The organism is Paenarthrobacter sp. NPDC089988, from assembly GCF_044748465.1.
Classification (GTDB): Bacteria; Actinomycetota; Actinomycetes; order Actinomycetales; family Micrococcaceae; genus Arthrobacter.
This window is the reverse complement of record NZ_JBIVGD010000011.1, coordinates 1-19,954: the sequence shown is the minus strand read 5'-3', so window position 1 is coordinate 19,954 and position 19,954 is coordinate 1. Positions and strand designations below refer to the sequence as shown.

18 protein-coding genes and 1 riboswitch are annotated in these 19,954 nt (G+C 62.7%); of the genes, 7 read left to right on the top strand and 11 right to left on the bottom strand.

The features are described from left to right. Nucleotides 1–77: 77 nt before the first annotated feature. On the bottom strand, nucleotides 78–686 hold the full coding sequence (locus ACIPV6_RS13905) for a LytR C-terminal domain-containing protein (protein WP_400271440.1): 609 nt from the start codon (nucleotides 684–686) through the stop codon (nucleotides 78–80). A gap of 49 nt (nucleotides 687–735) precedes the next feature. After that, entirely contained in the window at nucleotides 736–1,071 is a 336-nt protein-coding gene (locus ACIPV6_RS13900; protein WP_387438035.1) for a DUF3263 domain-containing protein, read from the bottom strand. A gap of 107 nt (nucleotides 1,072–1,178) precedes the next feature. On the opposite strand from ACIPV6_RS13900, the gene ACIPV6_RS13895 reads away from it, so the two are divergent. Together ACIPV6_RS13895 and ACIPV6_RS13890 are read left to right on the top strand one after the other, a co-directional pair. After that, entirely contained in the window at nucleotides 1,179–1,946 is a 768-nt protein-coding gene (locus tag ACIPV6_RS13895; RefSeq protein ID WP_400271439.1) for a uracil-DNA glycosylase, read from the top strand. 442 nt (nucleotides 1,947–2,388) lie between these two features. Further along, entirely contained in the window at nucleotides 2,389–3,231 is an 843-nt protein-coding gene (locus tag ACIPV6_RS13890) for a siderophore-interacting protein (protein WP_400271438.1), read from the top strand. Between the two features lie 6 nt (nucleotides 3,232–3,237). Here the strand turns inward: ACIPV6_RS13890 and ACIPV6_RS13885 are convergent, their stop codons facing one another. The 3 genes from ACIPV6_RS13885 to ACIPV6_RS13875 form a co-directional block, all read right to left on the bottom strand. Further along, nucleotides 3,238–4,725: a threonine/serine exporter ThrE family protein gene (locus ACIPV6_RS13885; RefSeq protein WP_400271437.1), complete on the bottom strand. Its 1,488-nt coding sequence runs from the start codon at nucleotides 4,723–4,725 to the stop codon at nucleotides 3,238–3,240. Between the two features lie 19 nt (nucleotides 4,726–4,744). Continuing rightward, nucleotides 4,745–6,064, bottom strand: a complete 1,320-nt coding sequence (locus ACIPV6_RS13880; protein ID WP_400271436.1) for a peptidoglycan bridge formation glycyltransferase FemA/FemB family protein — start codon at nucleotides 6,062–6,064, stop codon at nucleotides 4,745–4,747. A 99-nt stretch (nucleotides 6,065–6,163) separates the two neighbouring features. Further along, on the bottom strand, nucleotides 6,164–7,252 hold the full coding sequence (locus ACIPV6_RS13875) for a lipid II:glycine glycyltransferase FemX (RefSeq protein ID WP_400271435.1): 1,089 nt from the start codon (nucleotides 7,250–7,252) through the stop codon (nucleotides 6,164–6,166). A gap of 526 nt (nucleotides 7,253–7,778) precedes the next feature. On the opposite strand from ACIPV6_RS13875, the gene ACIPV6_RS13870 reads away from it, so the two are divergent. Together ACIPV6_RS13870 and ACIPV6_RS13865 are read left to right on the top strand one after the other, a co-directional pair. Further along, a complete protein-coding gene (locus ACIPV6_RS13870; RefSeq protein ID WP_400271434.1) occupies nucleotides 7,779–8,234 on the top strand; it encodes a hypothetical protein in 456 nt (151 codons plus the stop codon). A 20-nt stretch (nucleotides 8,235–8,254) separates the two neighbouring features. Beyond that, nucleotides 8,255–8,713 carry a hypothetical protein gene (locus ACIPV6_RS13865; RefSeq protein ID WP_400271433.1) on the top strand — a complete coding sequence of 153 codons (459 nt, stop codon included), beginning with the start codon at nucleotides 8,255–8,257 and terminating at the stop codon, nucleotides 8,711–8,713. Nucleotides 8,714–8,842: 129 nt separating this feature from the next. Here ACIPV6_RS13865 and ACIPV6_RS13860 read toward each other — a convergent pair whose 3' ends face one another. The 5 genes from ACIPV6_RS13860 to ACIPV6_RS13840 all read right to left on the bottom strand — a co-directional run bounded on the left by ACIPV6_RS13860 (nucleotide 8,843) and on the right by ACIPV6_RS13840 (nucleotide 15,293). Continuing rightward, the gene (locus tag ACIPV6_RS13860) at nucleotides 8,843–9,664 is read right to left on the bottom strand and encodes a DNA/RNA non-specific endonuclease (RefSeq protein ID WP_400271432.1); all 822 of its coding nucleotides are present in this window, start codon (nucleotides 9,662–9,664) and stop codon (nucleotides 8,843–8,845) included. Between the two features lie 165 nt (nucleotides 9,665–9,829). After that, nucleotides 9,830–10,216, bottom strand: a complete 387-nt coding sequence (gene gcvH / locus ACIPV6_RS13855; RefSeq protein ID WP_400271431.1) for a glycine cleavage system protein GcvH — start codon at nucleotides 10,214–10,216, stop codon at nucleotides 9,830–9,832. Nucleotides 10,217–10,399: 183 nt separating this feature from the next. Next, nucleotides 10,400–11,533 carry a glycine cleavage system aminomethyltransferase GcvT gene (gene gcvT, locus ACIPV6_RS13850; protein ID WP_400271430.1) on the bottom strand — a complete coding sequence of 378 codons (1,134 nt, stop codon included), beginning with the start codon at nucleotides 11,531–11,533 and terminating at the stop codon, nucleotides 10,400–10,402. 9 nt (nucleotides 11,534–11,542) lie between these two features. Further along, on the bottom strand, nucleotides 11,543–14,389 hold the full coding sequence (gene gcvP / locus ACIPV6_RS13845) for an aminomethyl-transferring glycine dehydrogenase (protein WP_400271429.1): 2,847 nt from the start codon (nucleotides 14,387–14,389) through the stop codon (nucleotides 11,543–11,545). A gap of 172 nt (nucleotides 14,390–14,561) precedes the next feature. Beyond that, a riboswitch (glycine riboswitch) is annotated at nucleotides 14,562–14,658 on the bottom strand. Between the two features lie 95 nt (nucleotides 14,659–14,753). Continuing rightward, a complete protein-coding gene (locus ACIPV6_RS13840; protein ID WP_400271428.1) occupies nucleotides 14,754–15,293 on the bottom strand; it encodes a TetR/AcrR family transcriptional regulator in 540 nt (179 codons plus the stop codon). A 72-nt stretch (nucleotides 15,294–15,365) separates the two neighbouring features. Here ACIPV6_RS13840 and ACIPV6_RS13835 point away from each other — a divergent pair, with 72 nt between their 5' ends. Then, nucleotides 15,366–16,919 (top strand): MFS transporter, encoded by a 1,554-nt coding sequence (locus tag ACIPV6_RS13835; RefSeq protein WP_400271427.1) that lies wholly within the window; start codon nucleotides 15,366–15,368, stop codon nucleotides 16,917–16,919. Between the two features lie 118 nt (nucleotides 16,920–17,037). After that, a complete protein-coding gene (locus ACIPV6_RS13830; RefSeq protein ID WP_400271426.1) occupies nucleotides 17,038–18,135 on the top strand; it encodes an AAA family ATPase in 1,098 nt (365 codons plus the stop codon). Nucleotides 18,136–18,187: 52 nt separating this feature from the next. On the opposite strand, the gene ACIPV6_RS13825 is transcribed toward ACIPV6_RS13830, so the two are convergent. Further along, nucleotides 18,188–19,003 carry a sigma-70 family RNA polymerase sigma factor gene (locus ACIPV6_RS13825; protein WP_400271425.1) on the bottom strand — a complete coding sequence of 272 codons (816 nt, stop codon included), beginning with the start codon at nucleotides 19,001–19,003 and terminating at the stop codon, nucleotides 18,188–18,190. Between the two features lie 224 nt (nucleotides 19,004–19,227). On the opposite strand from ACIPV6_RS13825, the gene flgN reads away from it, so the two are divergent. Beyond that, nucleotides 19,228–19,725 (top strand): flagellar export chaperone FlgN, encoded by a 498-nt coding sequence (gene flgN / locus ACIPV6_RS13820; RefSeq protein WP_400271424.1) that lies wholly within the window; start codon nucleotides 19,228–19,230, stop codon nucleotides 19,723–19,725. The last annotated feature ends 229 nt before the right edge of the window (nucleotides 19,726–19,954 follow it).

Here is a 19,954-nt window from a genome sequence, read left to right as displayed (position 1 = left end):
GCACCCGCGCTGCCGCCCGAAGGCAGGGCAGCGTTTTTGTTATTGAGGCTTAACCGGGATGGCTGGAGCGCACGGGCTTACTGGTAGCCGGGTCCCACAACAACCACCAGCGGCTGCTGGACTTCCGGGGACTCCACTACCGAGGTGATGCGCAGGAGGGCGGCAACTGCCTCGGCGTTCGCCTTCTGGTCCGGGGCGTTGTAGAACACAACCGAAGTCTGCTGCGGCAGCCCGCCCCAGTTTCCGACGGTGCCGAGTGCCCAACCATCACCCTGGACGATTCCGGCGACGCGGCTGGCGAGGCCCGCCGTCGCGGTGCCGTTGTAAACGGCCACCGCCGTGGTCTTGTCCAGCGGGGCCGTAGACGGGATTGTCGACGCAGACTCGGAGGGCGTGGGTTCACCCGAGGCGATGGGGGCGCTGCCCGTCTCGGAGGGAGTCGCCGAAGGCGCCGGCTCGCTCTGCTGCGACGCCGGCGCGGAAGTGCTGGACGATGCAACGGGAGCCACGAAACCAAGACGCGGCAGGATCAGGAAAGCGACCAGGCCGAGCACCAGGGCAACAGCTCCCACGGTCAGGACAGGCCACAACGTGGGGCGGGCTGTCTCCGTGGCGTCGCGGTGCACGCCTTGCCGGGACGCGTTCTGCGGGACCCGGTCGAATTCATCCTTGGCAAATTTGGTCATGGTGAAGCGTTGTCCTTGCTGGTTGCTGCTGACAGATCAGCCTGGCGATTTACGCGTCCGACCCCAAGCGCCGCGCTGTCCGCGCGCGTTGGCGGGACGTACGTAGTCTACGCAGTCTCTTGACCAGCATGGGATCGTGCGCCAATGCGTCCTCGGTGTCGATGAGTGCGTTGAGGATCTGGTAGTAGTGCGTGGCTGAGAGATCGAAGAGTTCCCGGATAGCCTGTTCCTTGGCTCCCGCGTACTTCCACCACTGCCGTTCCAAGGCCAGCATCTGCTGGTCCCGCTCGCTCAACGGCGAGTCGCTGCGGACGCCGGCCGCAAGGTCTTCCAGGGCAAAACCCGTTGCCTGCGGCGCCATCGGTTCCGGTGCTGGTTCGGCCACGGCACACTCCTTCGACGCTTGTTGGGGAAAATGTCCTCCCCCTATGTTACGGGCGAATAACAAGCCTGTCATTCGCCCGCGCAGCCCGGGCAAGGGACAATGGCCGGGTGACTGGCGAGGATGCACTCTTTGACCTTGAACCCGACAACACTGCAATCCAGGACTTCGGCGAGCTGCTCAACAGGCCCCTCGAGGAACTCATGGCTCCCGACTGGGCAAGAGCCCTTCGCCCCGTTGAGGGGGAGCTCTACGAGGCGTTGGCCTTCGTGGCCAATCAGGCCGGACAGGGGACGCAGGTCCTTCCGGCGGCCTCCAACCTCCTGCGGGCCTTCCAACAGCCCCTGGCGGACGTCAAGGTGCTCCTACTCGGCCAGGACCCGTATCCAACGCCGGGACACGCCGTCGGGCTTTCCTTCTCGGTGTCCCGCGAAACCCGTCCCATCCCGCGAAGCCTGGCCAATATCTACCGGGAACTCCACGATGATCTGGGGCTGCCGCCGCGCATCCACGGCGACCTCACAGCGTGGTCGGACCAAGGTGTCCTGCTGTTGAACCGCGTGCTCAGCGTCGCGGCGGGAAACGCCGGCTCGCACCGCGGCAAGGGGTGGGAGGCAATCACGACGGCGGCCGTCACCGCCGTCGCGAACCGCACCGACGCCGGTGGAAAGCAGAAGCCGCTCGTCGCGATCCTGTGGGGGAAGGACGCGGAGTCCGTGGGGCCGTTGCTGAACGGCGCGCCGTCGATCGTGTCTGTCCATCCAAGTCCGCTGTCCGCGTCCCGGGGGTTCTTCGGGTCCAAGCCGTTCAGCCGAACCAACGCCCTGCTCGCAGACCAGGGTGCCGGGCCAATCGATTGGGAACTCCCCGTTCTCTAGCCCCCACCCCGGACGCTCTCTCACCAAACCACCCATTTCCACGAGCCCTCTCTCACCAAACCACCCATTTCCACGAGCCCTCTCTCACCGGCGAGTGCTCGGCAGGATTCGGTGAGAGAGGGTCCGTCAGAAAGGGGCGTTCGATGAGAGAGCGTCGGCTAAAAAACGGGCGGTCGGTGAGAGAGCGTCGGCCAATAGCGGGCGGTCGGTGAGAGAGCGTCGGCCAATAGCGGGCGGTCGGTGAGAGAGCGTCGGCTAAAAGGGGGCGGTCGGTGAGAGAGCGTCGGCCAATAGCGGGCGGTCGGTGAGAGAGCGTCGGCCAAAAGCGGGCGGTCGGTGAGAGAGGGTCCGTCAGAAGGGGGGCATTCGGTGAGAGAGGGTTGGGTGTAACTTTCGACTCATACCCAGGCCGCGTGCAGCCAATTAGCTTAGGCTTACCTTCATGCCTGCTGCTCTTCCTGTGACGTCGTCCGCCAACCGCCAAACACGACCCCAGACCAACCTGGTGGTGCTGCGCAAGGAACGCCTTTCGCCGCACATGGTGCGGATCGTAGCGGGCGGGCCCGGCTTCAGCGACTACGCGAACAACGAGTTCGTGGACCGCTACGTGAAGATCGTCTTCCCCCAGCCCGGCGTGGACTACGAACTGCCGCTGGATCTCTGGGCCATCCGGGAGACCATGCCGCGGGAGCAGTGGCCGCACACCCGGACGTACACCATCCGCTGGGTGGACCTGGCAGCCCAGGAACTGGCCATAGACTTTGTGGTCCACGGCGACGAAGGGCTCGCGGGTCCCTGGGCCGCCGCGGCAGAACCCGGAGACAGGCTGGTCTTCACCGGCCCCGGTGGCGCGTACAACCCGTCGCCCGACGCAGACTGGTACCTGTTCGCCGGCGACGACGCCGCAATCCCGGCCATCGCAGCATGCATTGAGGCGCTGGGGCCGGACGCCCGCGGATTCGCCTTCCTGGAAGTGGACAGTGCCGAGGACATCCTGCCCATCGCTGCTCCGTCGGGCGTGGAATTGCACTGGCTGCAGCGCAACGGAGTGCCGGCCGGATCCAGCGAGATCCTGCTCGACGCCCTCCGCAACCTCGAATGGCTGCCCGGACGAGTGGATGTCTTCGCACACGGAGAGCGCGGCTATATGAAAGGCCTGCGTGAGATCTTCTTCGTGCAGCACGGCCTGGAACGCTCCCAGGTGTCCCTGTCCGGATACTGGGCACAGGGCCGGGTAGAGGAAGTGTTCCAGGCCGAGAAGAAACTGCCCGTCGGGAAGATCTAGCAAGATCTAGCGGCGCCGAACCCTCCGCCGCTCGTTGCTGGACAGGCCCTTCGTCAGTGGCCTGGCAAGGTTGTCGCCGAGCACGATTCCTGCGGCCACACCGAGGACAATGGCTCCGGCGTTGAGCATCCCGCCCGCACCCGCGAGGATGTCGCCCCCTTCGACGGTCAGTGCATACATCGACCGGAAGATCGTCAGGCCCGGCAGCAGGATCAAGGCTGCAGGAACGGCGACCACCAACTGTGGAGCGCCAAGCTTCAGGGCGACCACACGACCCAGCAGACCGATGACCACTGCCGAAATGGCGGGTGACAAGCGGTCGCCAAGACCGAGTTCGCCAACCCCCCACAAAACGAAGAAGCCCACCAAGCCGACTGCCGCCGTCGGGAGTAACAGCCGCATTTTTGTCTGTTCGGTAACGCCGATGGCCACCACGGCGATCGCGATCAGGATCGCTTGCCCCCACAGGGGGTAGGCGGGTGGGAAGGTATTGGTGACGTCGAGGACCTGGCTGCCCATCAGCGTTCCGACCACGACGGCGACGCCAATGCCTGCCACGATGGCACCGAAGGTGAGCAGGGTGGAGAGGAAACGGCCGGCCGCTGTCACTGGGAAGCCGTTGATCGCATCCTGTACCGACGAGACGAGCCTGCCCGTCGGGAGCAGCAGCAGGATACCGCCGGCCACCACAATGGACGGAGCGATGTCCGCGCCTGCCCAGCGCAGCATCAGGGCAACAAAGGTGACCACGAATGAACTCGCCATGGTGACAAAGAAGTCCGGTGTCCGCCAGCGAATCAACTGGCGCGCCAGGAGACTGATCAGCATGTTGGATGCAAAGGCGAGGGCGGAAGCCCCCGGTCCGCCGCCCAGTACACCCACGAAAACCGCGGCGAACACACCGAAGGCAACGGTGACCATCCACCGTGGGAAGGGCTTGGCGCTCCGGGTGATCTCGGTCAACCGCCGAACGGCTTCGTCTCGTCCCACTCCCCCGGCCACAATGTCCGAGACCAGCTGGTGCACTTGGGCGAGCCCGGCGTAGTTGTTGGTCCACGATCGCACGACGCGGAGGAGCGTGATGGGCGTTTGGTCCTTCGGCGCATAGTTGATGGCCACCGACTGGTTGGTGATATCAACCTCGACGTTCTTCAACCCAAGCGCAGCGGTGACCGCAATCATGCTGGTCTCCACTTCCAACGCGCCTGCGCCGTAGCGGAACATGGCCTCGGCAAGGTGCAGGGCGAAGTCGATGGTCTTGCGGGCTGAAGCGTCCATACCGGCCACCTGGATGGTGGGGTTGGCGTAGGGGCTTCCAGCCAGGCGGTCCACGATGCTCATGGGCGCCGTAGGTGGACTATCGCCTTGGACCAACCGCATCAGCATGCGTTTGGCGTTGGCGTTCTGTCGCACCTGCGACGGCCGCAGCGGCTGGGTCTTCGGCAAGCCGTCCGTGTGAGGCCTGCCGCCGGTGCCCTCCGGGCGTTCAGTCATGCAGCAATCCTCCTTTGGCTTAGTTACTCTTGAGGAGTTTTCCTATGACCGGCAATTGTCCTGGGTTTCGCAAGTTTCCCAGAACCGTCTGGGCGGCTCCTGCAAGCTTCCTGACCGCGCGGTAGGCGGTGTACTTTACGGGGCTGACAGGGGCCACGAAGTCGCCCAACAACTGGACCACCTCGCCGCCGAAGCCCTTCTTGAACTCGTACCCGCCGTGGCCGGTCTCGTCCTGGCCCTGGATGCCGAACGTGCCATAGAAGTTGTACCTGGAGTAGCCGTTGTTCAAGGCGTGCAGCATCATGCCCCAGTAGAGGGACGTTGCGCCGTTGAAGTAGATGTAATCCTGGACGGTTCCGCCGATCACGCAAGTCAGTTCGTCGCCGGAGCAGGCAAAGTGGATCGCAGCCACGGTGGCCACACCTACGGAATCCGGGAAGCGTTCGATGTCCTTGAGGCTGCGTTCGTAGCTGTCCACCAGGTCCTGGACAACCTTGACCCGGTTGGCCTTCTTCTTGCTGCCGGTTTCCTCGACCTCGCGCTTGAGGTCGTTCAGGGTCTTGGACTCCGCCTCCAGCCGCTCGGTAATGGACGCGCGGTACTCGGGGATGTTGATCTTGGCCATCATGAGCTTGGTGAACTCATCAGAGGTATTGCGGAGCAGTTGCTCGTAGTACTCGCGTTCGCGGTACGTGAAGCCCTTCTCGTCGCCCGCGGTCTTGAGGGCGTTGTAGAAGTCGTCCAGCGTCTCCAGCGTGGCCTGTTCCAGGTACACGCCGTTCTTCTCGGCCTTCCGGATGGCCTTACGGGTGCGGTAGTTCATGCCCATGATGAGCTCTTCGGAGTCCGCCACGCCGTCCAGGGTCTTGATGAACATCCAGTTGATGTTGGCGAAGTTCATGTCGAAGCCCTGGTGCTGGAAACCGAGCCCCTCAAGTTCCTTGAGGAGCGGCCGGTTGTCCTCCACCTCGGGGTGCTCCGCGCCGTCCTCGTCCCGGGCTATGTACTTCACGTTCGGAGAAATGCGCAGCTCCGCTGCCTTCTTCGAAGCAGCGTGCTTCTTCAAAAGCTCGACGACGGGCCTCACCGCTGCTGCGTCGCTGTAGTCCATCAGTGGTCCCTTGGCGCAGTCTGCCACCTTGTAGCCAACGCGGTTGGAGGTGTAGACGATCTTGCCGGCGGCGATCAAGCTGCCACCGCGGTTGATGCCGAAAAGCTCCACTTCCTGCCCGCGGGCCCTTTGGAACCGGGTAAGTTCCATGGACTGGATGAAACTCCCCTGCGGGTGTCCCTTGGCGAAGGTCTCGAAGTCCGCGTCACTGAGAATCACAAATTCCATGTCTGTTCCAGCCTCGATCGGAGTCAAAGAAAATTACCTCATCTTGTTGGATGTGCGCCCGTTGGTGGCCGGGGCGGGCCTTTTGTCTGCTGGTGTTCTTTAGTAGAACTGGCCGCCGGTACGCATGGTTTCAAGGCGCCGGAACACTTTCTCTCCGCCCTTGAGCCACAGTTTGTACCGGAGTGGGCTCAGGACCAGGTCATAGCAGCCGACGAAATCCGTGACCGTCTTGGTGAAGCTCGTCTTGAATGATCCGAGGCCGTAGAGGGGGTGGCTCTTGTCCTTGATTTTTGCCGCACTTGGAGTGCCGCAGAAATCGTACTCGACACAGCCAAGTTCCTGCATGCGCTGGATCGCGGCCCATTGCGTCAGGTGCGAATCGCCGTACTGTTTCCGGTTCTGGGTGGAGCCGCCGTCCTTATACGTGGCCTTCGACCCGTAGTTGATGACGAACGCGCCCACGCTGGGCTGGCCGTCCTCGTAGACAAAGAAGAAGTGACCCTGGCCGCGACTGCTGAACTCGTTCCAGAACTTCGCGTAGTAGTCGTAGCTGCGCAGTGGCATGGCGCCCTTGGCGTTCACCGTGTTCTGCATGAGGGCGTAGAGCTTCTTGTAGCTTTGCTCACCGGCTTCTTCCTGGAGAACTTCACAGCCTTCGCGCTCGGCCCTGCGGACTGCGTTGCGGGCACGGGACGAGATACTCCGGAGAACCTCATTGCTGGGCTTGCTGGTGTCCAGAATCGCGGTGGAGTCATTGGACTGGATATTGGGGGCCTTCACCAAGCCCGCCGCCTTCAGTTGCGCAATCACCTCAGGTGACTCCACGACGTCGGGCTCTATCTTGATGGTGAAGACGTTCATCTTCTGTTCGCGTGCCAGCCTGGCAACGGCAGTGAGCATCGGTTTGATGTCTTCGACGGCGGCAGCGTCCGGTCCCTTGATGAGGTACCAGAGCCGGCCCAGGACGGGGAACTTCTTCTCCAGCAGCAGGTTGTAGCTGGAGTACTCAGCGGTCTCGACGACGAGCCTGCGGACCAGCCAGCCGTTGCCGTCCTTGACCGCCGCATAGGCATCCGACTGCAGCATATTGCCACCGTTGGGGTTGGCCGTGACGTGCTTGTCCCAGTTATCGATTTCCTCGGCGGTGGCAAAGCGGGCGGTAAATTCTCGCAAGGTGGCCGTGTCCAATCTCAGGGTTCAGTGCAGTGTTCAAAGCGTAGGGCGCATGGGGACATGCAGGATCCAGTCTATCGGGCATGGGTAAATCGCCCGATTCCCGCCGTAGTCCAGGCGTTCGAAGGTTAGTAGCGACATGCATCCATCACTGCACCGTCAAAGCAGGACGCGAGCATAGCCCGCCACAAGGTCCGGGCCCTGGCGTAGGACCCGGCTCATCTTGACACAGGGCCACCTTTGGGGCATTTCGGGGCCAATTTTGACCACAGAGTTTCACAAAATAGCCAAGCTTGGGCATTTTAGAAACGAAAATTAGCACGCAGAGGCCCTTTTCCGGGTTATCTCCAAATGCACCAGAGTCTCTGGTTGACGTAACTTGGGAATCAAACAACTCTGTTCGTAGAATCTCATTCACTGCGAACCAAAATATTCTTATTATTTTGGTTGTCTCAGCGAACCATGGCTGTTACATTGAGCCACTCCACCAGATTTAGACATCAGCTTATTCAACGCAATGATCGGGGATTACGTGCGAATCATGAAGAAAGTACTTCTGGCGGGCGGCTTTGCCACTGGATTGGCGCTCATACCATCCGCGGCCTACGCCGGATACGCTGCCGGCGACCGTGGCGTTTACACGGTGAGCGGGATCCGGTACTGGAACCAAGCGAACATCAACGTCACCGCCGGTAGCGCACTAGGGGAAACGAGAAGCGGCCCCGACACGCACTGCGTGTCTCCAGGCTCCATTGCCATCAGAGGAAAGGTGTTCGAGAGTAGCGCAACCGGCACAGCGGCCGCTTTTAGAGCGGAAAGTGTCGTCTACTACTCATCGGCGACCCTGTGCCCTGGCGACTACAACGGTTACAGCGCCCACTACTACTTCGGCAGCGGATTCAGGTACTTCTACAGCGACGGGGACTCCTGGGCTTGGAATTCGGGAGGTTTCTACGACTGGTACACCACCATCCCAGGCAAGGTCCAGAATCCGTGAGTCGATCATCAGGAGCGAAAATGAAAAACAAGAAATTCAAGCAAAGGGCCATCACGGCACTCTTAGCCGCGGCACTGCTGGGTGGTGCAGGTATTGGCATTGCTCAAGCCACGGCCCAGCCCACTCTGACGACATCTATAGACATCCCGGAACGTACTCAGTTCGAGGGTGACGCCGGTTTTGAAAAGAACAAGGATGGTCAAACATACGGAATTCCAGTTGAAATCAACGGACAGATCGCTGAACCGGATCTTATCCGCGCTTATGCCACTAACGGAAAGCTTGGGTATATGAAGAACAGCGAGCGGAAAGTTGCAACAGGTGACCCTTCGATATTTAAGTCGCCCGAGGAAGCATTGAGGTGGCAGGAAAATAGGGGGGACCTTCCGGTGACTGTACCAATCTACGACATCGACGGAGTCACCGAAATCGGCATCTTCGAGTTCTCAACAGGACAGCCCACAGGCATGGTGAAGTAGAACCGGAGGCCGCGGACGCAAGCATCCCAGGCGCCATGCGCTTGGGATGCTTGTCTGCCTAGACTGAACTTCTGTGATGAGGAAACCCGCCACCGATGCCAAGCAATTCAACGGGCACGAGAACGCTTACTAGAGCTTGATCTGCTCCATGCTCTCCAGTTGTATTGCCTTCGGCGCTTTGCCCAGCTCGCGTTGGCCGCTGGCCAGCCGGTCGCCATTGGTGAGCCGGCTGAGGCTTAGCCCGGTGAGGTCCGCGATTTCACCTATGGGAACCTGGAACGTCCTGAAAGGTCCCAGGGGCGGAGGTTCGCCCTCGAGGAGCCGCTCGGTGATGGCCTTCTTCAACTCCACCCTTCCCAGCAAGGGTGACTGATCCAGGATGAAGCCGGCAGCACCCAGCTTGGCGTCATTGGTCCAGGCAGCGATCTTCCAGAATTTCCTTGGCACCTGAACGCCCCGGTAGGGCGGGTCGTCGTCGAGCAGTACCGGACCAGTAAACACGCTGAGCTTGGCATCGAACGAATCTGCGTGCTCCAGGACGTGGTCCTCAAGCCCTACCCAAAGCTCCTTGCCCTGGTTGAAGTCGTCCACTTGCGGCGCGGCATTGGTGAAGGCGAACGTGTCCTGGTTGGCCTTCTTGGCTGTCGCTTGGTCACCCCACACGGGATCCAGGCGCCGGACCAAGTGGCCTCTGTCAAAGGCGTTGTTCTTGTAGACGTCAGGCCCGGCCTGCTGTTCCTTGGGGACCCGTTCATCGAAATGCCAAGTGCCCTCACGTGCCAACGGGTTCAGCTCACTACCGCTGATGTTGACACCCACGATCGCCGCCAGTTTCCGGGCCGTCCGGAAACGCACGGAGAAATGCGTATAGTCCAACAGAATCGTCGTCGCCGACGGACTGGGCAGCTCTAGGCGTGCCCGCAAGAAATCCCTGTCATATCCCCCGCTCATGGATACAGCATGGCACTAGGCACTGACAGCGAACAGACTCCGCTCAGCGCGAGCCCGATTCGGGGCATCGCTGCGGAACATGCCGTGCGCACGGCACAACCCGCAGCGAGCCCACGAATCGGCGGGACGACCAATCGTAGGTGGCCCCAACGGGTCAGACAGGACCTAGGCCAGGTCCCCACCGTTCTTGGAGGCGTATTCCTCGGCCGAGAGCAGCGGCCCGTCGGACTCGGCGGCGACCTTGAAGAGCCAGCCTTCGCCGTAGGGATCGTTGTTGATGAGGGCGGGATCGGACACTACGGCGTCGTTGATCTCCGTGACCTCACCGGTGACCGGGGAGTACAGGTCCGAGACGGACTTGGTGGACTCAACTTCGCCACAGGTCTCGCCTGCAGTCACGGTGGAACCAACCTCGGGCAGGTCGACATACACGATGTCACCGAGCGCGTCGGTGGCAACCTCGGAGATGCCGACAGACACCGAGTTCCCCTCCCCACGCAAAACCCACTCGTGCTCGTCGGAGTACTGAAGTTCAGGCGCTACTTTGGGCATTCTTTTTCCTAACGTTGTATGGACAAATCTGTGGCTGGGTTGGCCGTGCGACGGGTCGCCTTGCGCCCGTCAGGTCCGGCATCCTCCGCGGGCTCGGTCGCCGGGGCGCCCGCTGGGCGGACGCGAGGCTCCCTTAGACGCCCGCTTCCGGATACCGGCCCCGAAGGGGCTGCCATCTGCGGCTTACTTCTGGCGCTTGTAGAACGGCAGTGCGACCACTTCGAAGGGCTCGGCCTTGCCGCGCAGGTCCACGTCCAGCGCAGTCCCCGGCTCAGCAAGGGCCACGTCGACGTAGGCAAGAACTACGGGGTACCCGAGCGTCGGGCTGGGCTGGCCGGAGGTCACTTCGCCCACCACTACGCCGTCCTTCAGGACCGGGTAGTGCGAACGGCCGGCACGGCGTCCGAGGCCCTTGAGGCCAACGAGCTTGCGGCCAGTGGAGACCCCAGCCCCTGAAGCTTTCAAAGCAGCGAGGGCTTCCTTGCCAACAAAGTCGCCTTCCTTGGACAGTGCCACTACGGGTCCAAGCCCAGCGGCAAAGGGGTTGCCTTCGCGGGAGAGTTCATTGCCGTAGAGGGGCATGCCAGCTTCGAGGCGCAGCGAGTCACGGGAGGCGAGGCCAGCCGGAATCAACTCGCCCTCTTCGGCAACTGCGGAAATGGCCTGCCACAGGGCTGCGGCTGATTCGTTGGGCACAAAGATCTCAAAGCCGTCTTCGCCGGTGTATCCGGTACGTGCCAGGAGCAGGTCCTGGCCGCTGCCGGCTACCAGGAAGGTCACGTCAACCGCGGCGTAGTACTTCAGTTCCGTGACGAGCGCGTGCTGCTCCGCCGGGACCAGGCGCAGGAGAATGGCTTCGGCGAGGGGTCCTTGGACCGCGATGAGCGAGGTCTCGGAGGAGGCGTCTTCCACCACGACGTCGAACCCGGCGGCACGCACCAGGAGCGCCGCAGCAACAACGGGAGCGTTTCCGGCGTTGGGTACCACCAGGAACTTTTCGGGACCGCGGCGGTAGACAATGAGGTCGTCGATGATTCCGCCGTCTTCCTGGCAGATCAGCGAGTACTTGGCCTTACCGTCAGCGATAGCGGACAGCTTGCCCACCAGCGCGTAGTCCAGAAAGGCACCCGCATCCGGACCAGTGACCCAGACTTCGCCCATGTGGGAGAGGTCGAACAGGCCGGCGGACTTCCGCACGGCGTGGTGCTCAGCCAGCTCGGAGGTGTACTTGAGCGGCATCTCCCATCCACCGAAGTCGGTGAACGAGGCGTCGAGCTTCTTGTGCTCTTCGTAGAGGGCCGTGTATTTCCCAGTCATGACCAGTCCTTAGTTCTCGAAGTCTTCGATCGGCGGGCAGGAGCACACCAGGTTGCGGTCGCCCGCAGCACCGTCGATCCGGCCGACAGGCGGGAAGTACTTGTCCTGTTTGAGGTGGTGGACCGGGAAGGCGGCCTGCTCACGCGGGTACGCACGGTCCCAGTCGGAGCTCACGACGGCGGCTGCCGTGTGGGGTGCGCGGCGGAGTGGGGAATCCTGCACGGAGAAGTCCCCGACAGCAACCTGTTCGATCTCGGCCCGGATGGTGATCATGGCTTCGATGAACCGGTCGATCTCCACGAGGTCTTCGGACTCCGTCGGCTCAACCATGAGCGTGCCCGCAACCGGGAACGCAAGGGTGGGGGCGTGGAAGCCGAAGTCGATGAGGCGCTTGGCCACGTCCTCAGCCGTGACGCCGGTCTTCGCGGTCAGCTCGCGGAGGTCCAGGATGCACTCGTGGGCTACAAGTCCGCCTTCACCGGTGTAGAGAACCGGGAAGTGCTCGTTGAGGCGGGAAGCGATGTAGTTCGCAGCCAACAGGGCGGACTTGGTGGCTTCGGTGAGTCCCTGGCCGCCCATGAGCTTCACGTAGGCCCAGGAAATGGGCAGCACGCCGGCGGAGCCAAAGCGCGATGCCGAGATCGGAACGTCATTGCCTTCGGTCCAGGACGTGGCGTCACCGGGCATGAACGGTGCAAGGTGTGCCTTGGCTGCCACGGGGCCTACACCGGGTCCACCACCACCGTGCGGGATGCAGAAGGTCTTGTGCAGGTTCAGGTGGGACACGTCGCCGCCGAACTTACCCGGCTGCGCCAGGCCAACAAGCGCGTTGAGGTTGGCGCCGTCGATGTACACCTGGCCGCCGGCCTCGTGGACCGCGTCGCAGACCTCGCGCACGTCGGCGTCGTACACACCGTGCGTGGACGGGTAGGTGATCATGATGGCCGAGAGCACGTCGCGGTTGGCCTCGATCTTGGCCTTGAGGTCATCGTGGTCGATGGTGCCGTCGGAGGCGGTGGCCACAACCACAACCTTCATGCCAGCCAGCACAGCCGAGGCAGCGTTGGTGCCGTGGGCCGAAGCCGGGATCAGGCAGACATTGCGCTGCTGGTCACCGCGGGAGTGGTGGTAGCCGCGGATCGCGAGCAAGCCGGCCAGCTCACCCTGCGAACCGGCGTTCGGCTGAATGGAGACCTGGTCGTAGCCGGTGATCTCCGTCAGCTGTGCCTCAAGATCCGTGATGAGTTCACGCCAGCCAGCGGTCTGGGAATCCGGAGCGAACGGGTGGATCGAAGCGAACTCCGGCCACGAAATGGCTTCCATCTCAGCCGTAGCGTTGAGCTTCATGGTGCACGAACCCAGCGGGATCATGGTGCGGTCCAGCGCCAGGTCCCGATCGGAGAGCTTGCGGATATAGCGCAGGAGCTGGGTTTCTGAACGGTGCGTGTTGAACACGGGGTGCTGCATGTATTCGCTGGAGCGTTCAATGGAAGCTTCCAGCGCGAAGCCCTCAGCTGACTCAACCACGGAGGCACCGAACACCGCCGCAACCTCGGCGACAATCGCCGTCGTCGTGGTTTCATCAACCGAGATGCCCACCGTGTCAGCGTCGATCGCGCGCAGGTTGATACCGCGCTCTTCAGCGGCAGCCACAAGCGAAGCGGCGCGACCCGGGACACGGACCGTGATGGTGTCGAAGAAGGAACCGTGCAGGACCTCGACGCCGGCAGCCTTCAGGGAGGCGGCCAAGGTGCGGGCGTGGCCGTGGGCGGTTTCCGCGATCGCCTTCAGACCTTCGGGACCGTGATAGACGGCGTACATCGAGGCGACGATCGCCAGGAGTGCCTGTGCGGTGCAGATGTTGGACGTGGCCTTCTCGCGGCGGATGTGCTGCTCACGGGTCTGCAGCGCCAAGCGGTAGGCGGGGACACCGGCGTCGTCCTTTGAAACGCCCACCAGGCGGCCCGGCATGGAACGCTCCAGGCCCTTCTGGACGGCCATGTAGGCGGCGTGCGGGCCGCCGAAGAACAGCGGGACGCCCAGGCGCTGGGCGGAGCCGACGGCGATATCGGCGCCCTGCTCGCCCGGAGGTGTGATGAGCGTGAGGGAGAGAAGGTCGGCGGCGACGGTGACCAGGGCACCGCGCTCCTTTGCCGAAGCGATCACGGCGGAGTGGTCGAACACGCGGCCGGACACGCCGGGCTGCTGGAGGACGACGCCGTTGATGGCACCTTCCGGGAGGCCGTTGGCGAGGTCCGCGACCTCAACGTCAAAGCCAAGCGCCTCGGCGCGGCCCTTGACGATCGCGATGGTCTGCGGGAGGCAGTCGGCGTCGAGGACAGTCTTGCCATCCTGGGCGGCCTTGTTCTTGTTGGCGCGGCGCATCATCAGCACGGCTTCGGCCACGGCGGTGGCTTCGTCCAGCAGCGAGGCGTTGGCGATCGGGAGGCCGACGAGGTCCTGGACCATGGTCTGGAAGTTCAGCAGCGCTTCGAGGCGGCCCTGGGAAATTTCCGGCTGGTAAGGGGTGTACGCGGTGTACCAGGCCGGCGATTCGAGGATGTTGCGGCGGATCACCGGCGGCGTGACGGTGTCGAAGTAGCCCTGCCCGATCATCTGCACTGCCGTCTTGTTCTTGGAGGCGAGCTTGCGCAGTTCCGCGAGGACCTCCACCTCCGAAAGGGCGTTCTGCAGGGTGAGGGCAACGTCCTGGCGGATGTCGTTGGGAACCGCGGTGTCCACGAGGGAATCCACGGAGTCGTAACCGACGGACTTGAGCATGGTGTCAATGTCGGCCTGGCGGCGGGCACCGATATGCCGGTCGACGAAGGTGGTGGAGGCTGAACTAACCGTCACGAAGGAACTCCATTACTTGGGCGGCGTTTGGGTACGCCACAGTGGCTCGGGTTCCTCCCCGCTCTGTATTGGACCTGAGAGTTTCCGCGTGTTGCTGTCCGCACAGCCACCCGCTTGCACCGTCGGTGAGCACAACAATCCGGCCGGACTGCCTGCTGCTTTCCAGAGTTGCCTATCCGCGGCGGTGCATGGGCCTGAGAGATTCCTGGGGAGGATTTGCTCCTACGGCGCCTGCATCTCGTACTGCAGGACTCTCCCGCCGCAGATCAAAGGCTTTATGCAGTTGTAGGCGGCGTGCCAGGGAAGGCACACCACAGTTGTTAATTGTCCTATGCCCGCAGCGCGGCGGCAAATGGAGGATCCGCTACTTCCGCAGGCGGTCCAGGACCGCGAGGAGGACCTCGACGTCGGCCTCCCGCCCGGCGCCGCCGGCTTCCTGCCCGCCCTCGAACATGGCGTTGAAATAGAGTCCGTCTCCCATGTAGCTGATCGCCTTGGCAACGTCCGGGCCCACGTCCTCGGCAAGGACGTCAAGCCACCGTTGTTGAATGGCCGCGAACCGGCGGCGGGTCTCCTCGTGGGCCACTTCGGCCAACCTGGTTGCCGCAACAAAGGCCCTGTCCATGGGGGTTCCGGCCCAGAGCGAGGAGCGGATGAAGTAGGCCGCGGCACCATCGGGCGCCGCCTGCATCTGCTCGGTATCTTCCTCGGCCAAGTCATCCAGGCGCTCCAGCAGGGCACTGATGAGCGACTCCTTGTTGGGGAAGTGATAGAGCAAACCACCCTTTGAGACGCCTGCGCGCCTGGCCACGGCGTCGAGGGTGGCAGCACGCTCCCCTACTTCGATCAGGAGTGCTTCAAAGGCGTCCAGGACGGCGTCCCGGGCTACTGGTTTTCGCGGCATGGATCCATCATTCCCTAAAGCTCGGTCTTGTTCTATTTGAAACTGTACCGTCTGGACGGTACAGTAAAGATCATGTTCTCGCCGTCCTCAACCCACGCTCCCCGTTCCTCTGTGCGCCCGGTTCCGGGCAAGACCGCACCGTGGCGTGACTGGACGGCCCTGGCACTGCTGATGTTCCCGGTGCTCCTGGTGGCCGTCGACAACACCGCGCTCACCTTCGCCCTCCCGGAAATCGCCCGCTCACTGGAAGTCGGCGGCATCCAGCTCCTGTGGATCGTGGACGCCTACCCGCTGGTTCTGGCCGCGCTGTTGGTATCCATGGGCAACTTCGGCGACAGGATCGGACGACGGCGGCTGCTCCTGATCGGCAGCACAGGCTTCGCGGCGGTTTCGGCTGCTACGGCGTTCGCGCCTTCCGCAGAATGGCTGATTGCGGGCCGCGCAGCGCTTGGCGTCTTCGGCGCCATGCTGATGCCCTCCACCCTGTCCCTGATCCGGAACATTTTCACCGACCCCAACCGTCGCCGGCTGGCTATTGCCGTCTGGGCTGCGGGTTTCTCCGGCGGCGCCGCGCTCGGCCCGATCTTCGGCGGCTGGCTCGTGGAGCACTTCTGGTGGGGCGCCGTGTTCCTCGTGGCAGCCTTCCTCCTCCTGCCGCTGCTCGCCTTCGGCCGGATGCTCATCCCTGAGTCCAAGGACGCCAACCCGGGCCGCGTGGACGTACCAAGCATTGTCCTGTCCGTGCTCACCATGGCGCCCTTTGTCTACGGGATCAAAGAACTCGCCGTGCATGGATTCGGAGCATCCGCCGCTGCCTTCATGGTGTTCGGCTTGGTGATGGGTGTGCTGTTCGTGCGCCGGCAGCAGCAACTCTCCAGCCCCATGCTGGATGTCCGCTTGTTCCACAACAAGGTGTTCAGCACGGCCATTGTGGCAAACGTGCTGTCCTTGTTCTCCATGACGGGCTTCATCTACTTCTTCGCCCAGCACCTGCAATTGATCGAAGGGCAGTCACCCATGGAAGCCGGAATCGCCATGATTCCAGCGCTCCTGGCAACGGTGGTGGCCGGTCTCCTGGTGGTCCCGCTGGTGAAGCGGATCCGTCCGGGATTCGTGGTAGCCGGTGGGCTGACGCTCAGCGCCGTGGGCTATTTCGTGGCTATGGCGGGAGACCACGGAACCGGACCAATCTTCCTGCTCTCCGCTTTGACCGTGCTGGCCGTGGGCGTGGGGGCCGCAGAAACCATCTCCAACGACCTCATCCTGGCTTCCGTCCCGGCCGACAAATCCGGCGCGGCTTCGGCCATCTCGGAAACCGGCTACGAGCTGGGATCCCTGCTGGGCACGGCCGTGCTCGGGTCCATCCTCACGGCCTCGTACCAGCACAACCTCGTCATTCCGGACGGCGTATCTTCGGAGGCTGCGGGCAAGTCCGGGGAGACGCTGGCCGGAGCAGTGGACGCCGCCTCGGCACTCCCGGCGCCCCTGTCGGAAGCGTTGACCCAGGCCGCCCGGGTTGCCTTCGAATCGGGTGTCCACATCACTGCGGCGATTGGGCTGGTACTCATGGCAGGAGCGGCAGTGCTTGCCGCCGTCGTACTTCGCCGGGTACCGAAGGCGCAGTAGGCGCGTCCTTCGCGCCGGGGTGCAGGTCTGCAGCCCGGCGCTTTGTCATATCGGTGTAAGCGGATAAATTGAGATTCACAAGATTCACAAGATTCACAAGGATTCACAAGGAGTCCCAATGGAGAACCCGTTTCGCCCTACTGCCGGCGCAACCCCGCCAGATCTTGTGGGCCGGGGCGGCGTCCTTGACGAGTTCGTCTACGGTCTACGTATCGGCTCAGGGGCACCCGGGCTATTGACAATTTTCACCGGCGCAAGAGGCATCGGCAAGACGGTTATGTTGGGCGCAGCCGAGGATCTGGCGATCGAAAATGGCTGGGCTGTGATCTCTGAGACCGCCACCCCCGGTTTCCTCGGGCGTATCGGCGAGGCCATGCGCCGACTAGCCACCGATCTCGGAGATGGCCCCACAGGACGCCGGGTAACGGCCCTCTCCGTTGCCGGATTCTCCGTAACCACCCAACTTGCCCCTGAGGAGCAAGTTGACTGGCGCGCACGGGGCGCTGCACTGCTCCGCCTGTTGGACCAGCGAGGCACGGGCTTGGTCATCACCGTCGATGAGATTCACGCGGCCGATCGGACGGAACTATCCCAGTTGGCCGCCGACGTACAGCATTTCATCCGGGAAGGCCTCCCAATAGGACTCATCTTCGCCGGTCTTCCTGCAGCTGTGTCGGACTTGCTCAACGAGGGCGTAGCGACTTTTCTCCGCAGAGCAGACCGGATTGACCTTCACGCCGCATCCATCGCTGAGGTACAAAAGTCCTTCAGTGAAACTTTCATGGCCGCAGGAAAAGGTCTCCCAGAGGGCCTTGCCGAGACAGCCGCACTGGCGACCGGAGGCTACCCCTTCCTGATCCAACTGGTCGGCTATTACCTATGGCAAGAAGCCGAGAAAGCACCTGCAGGTCTCGATTCCGGGGCCGTGGACCGTGCGATCACGGCTGCTCGTCGCCGAAACGAGCGAGTGGTCATCGAAGCTGCCTTATCAACCACTTCCGAAAGGGACCGTGATTTCCTGCAGGCCATGGCCGAAGATGCCGGACCGTCGTCCACGACCGACATCGGTAAGCGAACCGGACTGCGCCCAAACGCCGTCGGAAACTACCGAACCAGACTTCTGGACGCCGGCCTGATCGAAGCTGCAGGATACGGGGCCGTCGATTTCGCTATTCCCGGCCTGCGTGAATACCTGTCAATTCACAGTTCCCAGTGACCGGAATGATCGAAGCAGCCCGGGCCGCACCAGTGGCCCGGGCTGTTTGCGTTCAGACTGCCTGGTTGAGTGTCGAGCCGAGGCCCAGGGTCCGGGTGATACCGCCGGTGGTCGCCGTGGCCAGGGCGGAAAGGTAGTCGTTCCGGCGTCGAGCGGTGATACGAGACTCCGGTTCGAAGGCCTGCTCGGGGTTGTCGGCATAATGCGCGGCCAGTCCGTCCCGCATCAGGCGGATGCCCTCGGCGCGCTGCTGGGACACGGCAGCGTGGGTGGACCCCAACTCCTCCGCAAGCTCCTTCACGGAGCGGCCGGAAAGGTAGATCTCCTGGATGACGAAGCGCATCTTGTCCGGCAAGGCATCCACGGCCGCGCGAAGGTACTTGATGCGTTCGTCAGCCAGGACGGAGTTCTCCGGGGACGGGGTAACCGAAGCAACCGTGTCCACCACTACCTCATCCAGCGACGTCAAGGTGCGGGCGGCGTCTGCCAGTGCCGCCTCAACGTAACTCCGCTCCACGCCCAGCGCCGATGCCATCTCGGCAACGCTGGGGCCGCGGCCCAAAACACCGGTGAGCGTCTCCTGGATAGCCAGGGTCTCCTTGATGCGCTTCCGGGCGGAGCGCGTGGCCCAGTCCCCCGCGCGCATCTCGTCCGCGAACGCACCTATGATCCGACGGCGTGCGAACGCACCGAACGGGACACCCAAGTCCGGATCAAAGGAATCTGCCGAAGTAATCAGCGCCATGGAACCAACAGAAGCAAAATCGTCGCGCGACAAATGAGATGCGCGCGCACAAAGGTCAGAGACCAGGTAACCAACGAGCGGAAGGTGCTGCAACACCAGCTCGTTGCGCTGTTCGCGATTCAAACTTAAGTCCCCCCATGAGACCGGATTATTGAGTTGCCATAACCTTTGACCGCAAATTCCGGTCGGCGCCTAGAGACCAATCACGGCGACGATGAGGGACTTCGTTTCAGGTACGTGTTCAGAGAACATATCACCTGAAAACGACTCTGCGTGTACGCTCGACACAACAAATTCAAAACCCTGCAGAAACGTTATTTCCACGGGGTAAAAGGGATGGGGGCACCGTGGGGGCGGATGAGCTGTCAGCAACGCTTTGGCGGGAACGAAGACAACTGGATTTCCTGCTTTTCCTGCTTGAAACCCAGCTTCTGCACCTCCGCGCCGGGAGTTGGCATCGGTTGAACATCACCGCGGCCGAGCTGGAAAAAGTCCTCGAAAAGCTTCGTTTTGAATCACTGGCCCGGAGTGTCGAGGCCTCTTCGGCCGCCGCCGAATGGAAGGCACCTGATAAATCGACTCTACCGGCTCTGGTGGCAATTGCGCCCCCGGGCGTTTGGGCGGAGCTATTGGACGAGCATCGTCGAGCAATGATTTCGCTGGTGGAGTCAATTGACGGCGTGGCCAACGCCAATGTTGCGGCCTTGTCCGAAGGCCCTCCCTTTGACGCCCGGCAGGATTCCGACATTGAAGCCCTTGCCCAGCAAGCCAACATCCAACGTGCCTTGGACGCTGTAAAGAGCACCTCGCTTCGATCTTTGCGGGACTTCCTCGGCTTGGATTGAAGCTGCTATGAGAGAGCGTGCGCCTGAACCGGCGGTTAGGTGAGAGAGCATCCGCCGGAAAGGGGGGTTAGGTGAAAGAGCGTCCGGGAAAACGGGCGGTTCGATGAGAGAGCGTCCGCTGGAAAGGGCGGTTAGGTGAGAGTGTCCCTATGTTTTTCGTCAAGCGGTTTTGGGTGTTTGGGCTTGGTAGAGGGTGCCGTCGCGGAGCATGGCGTAGAGGGTGTCGCAG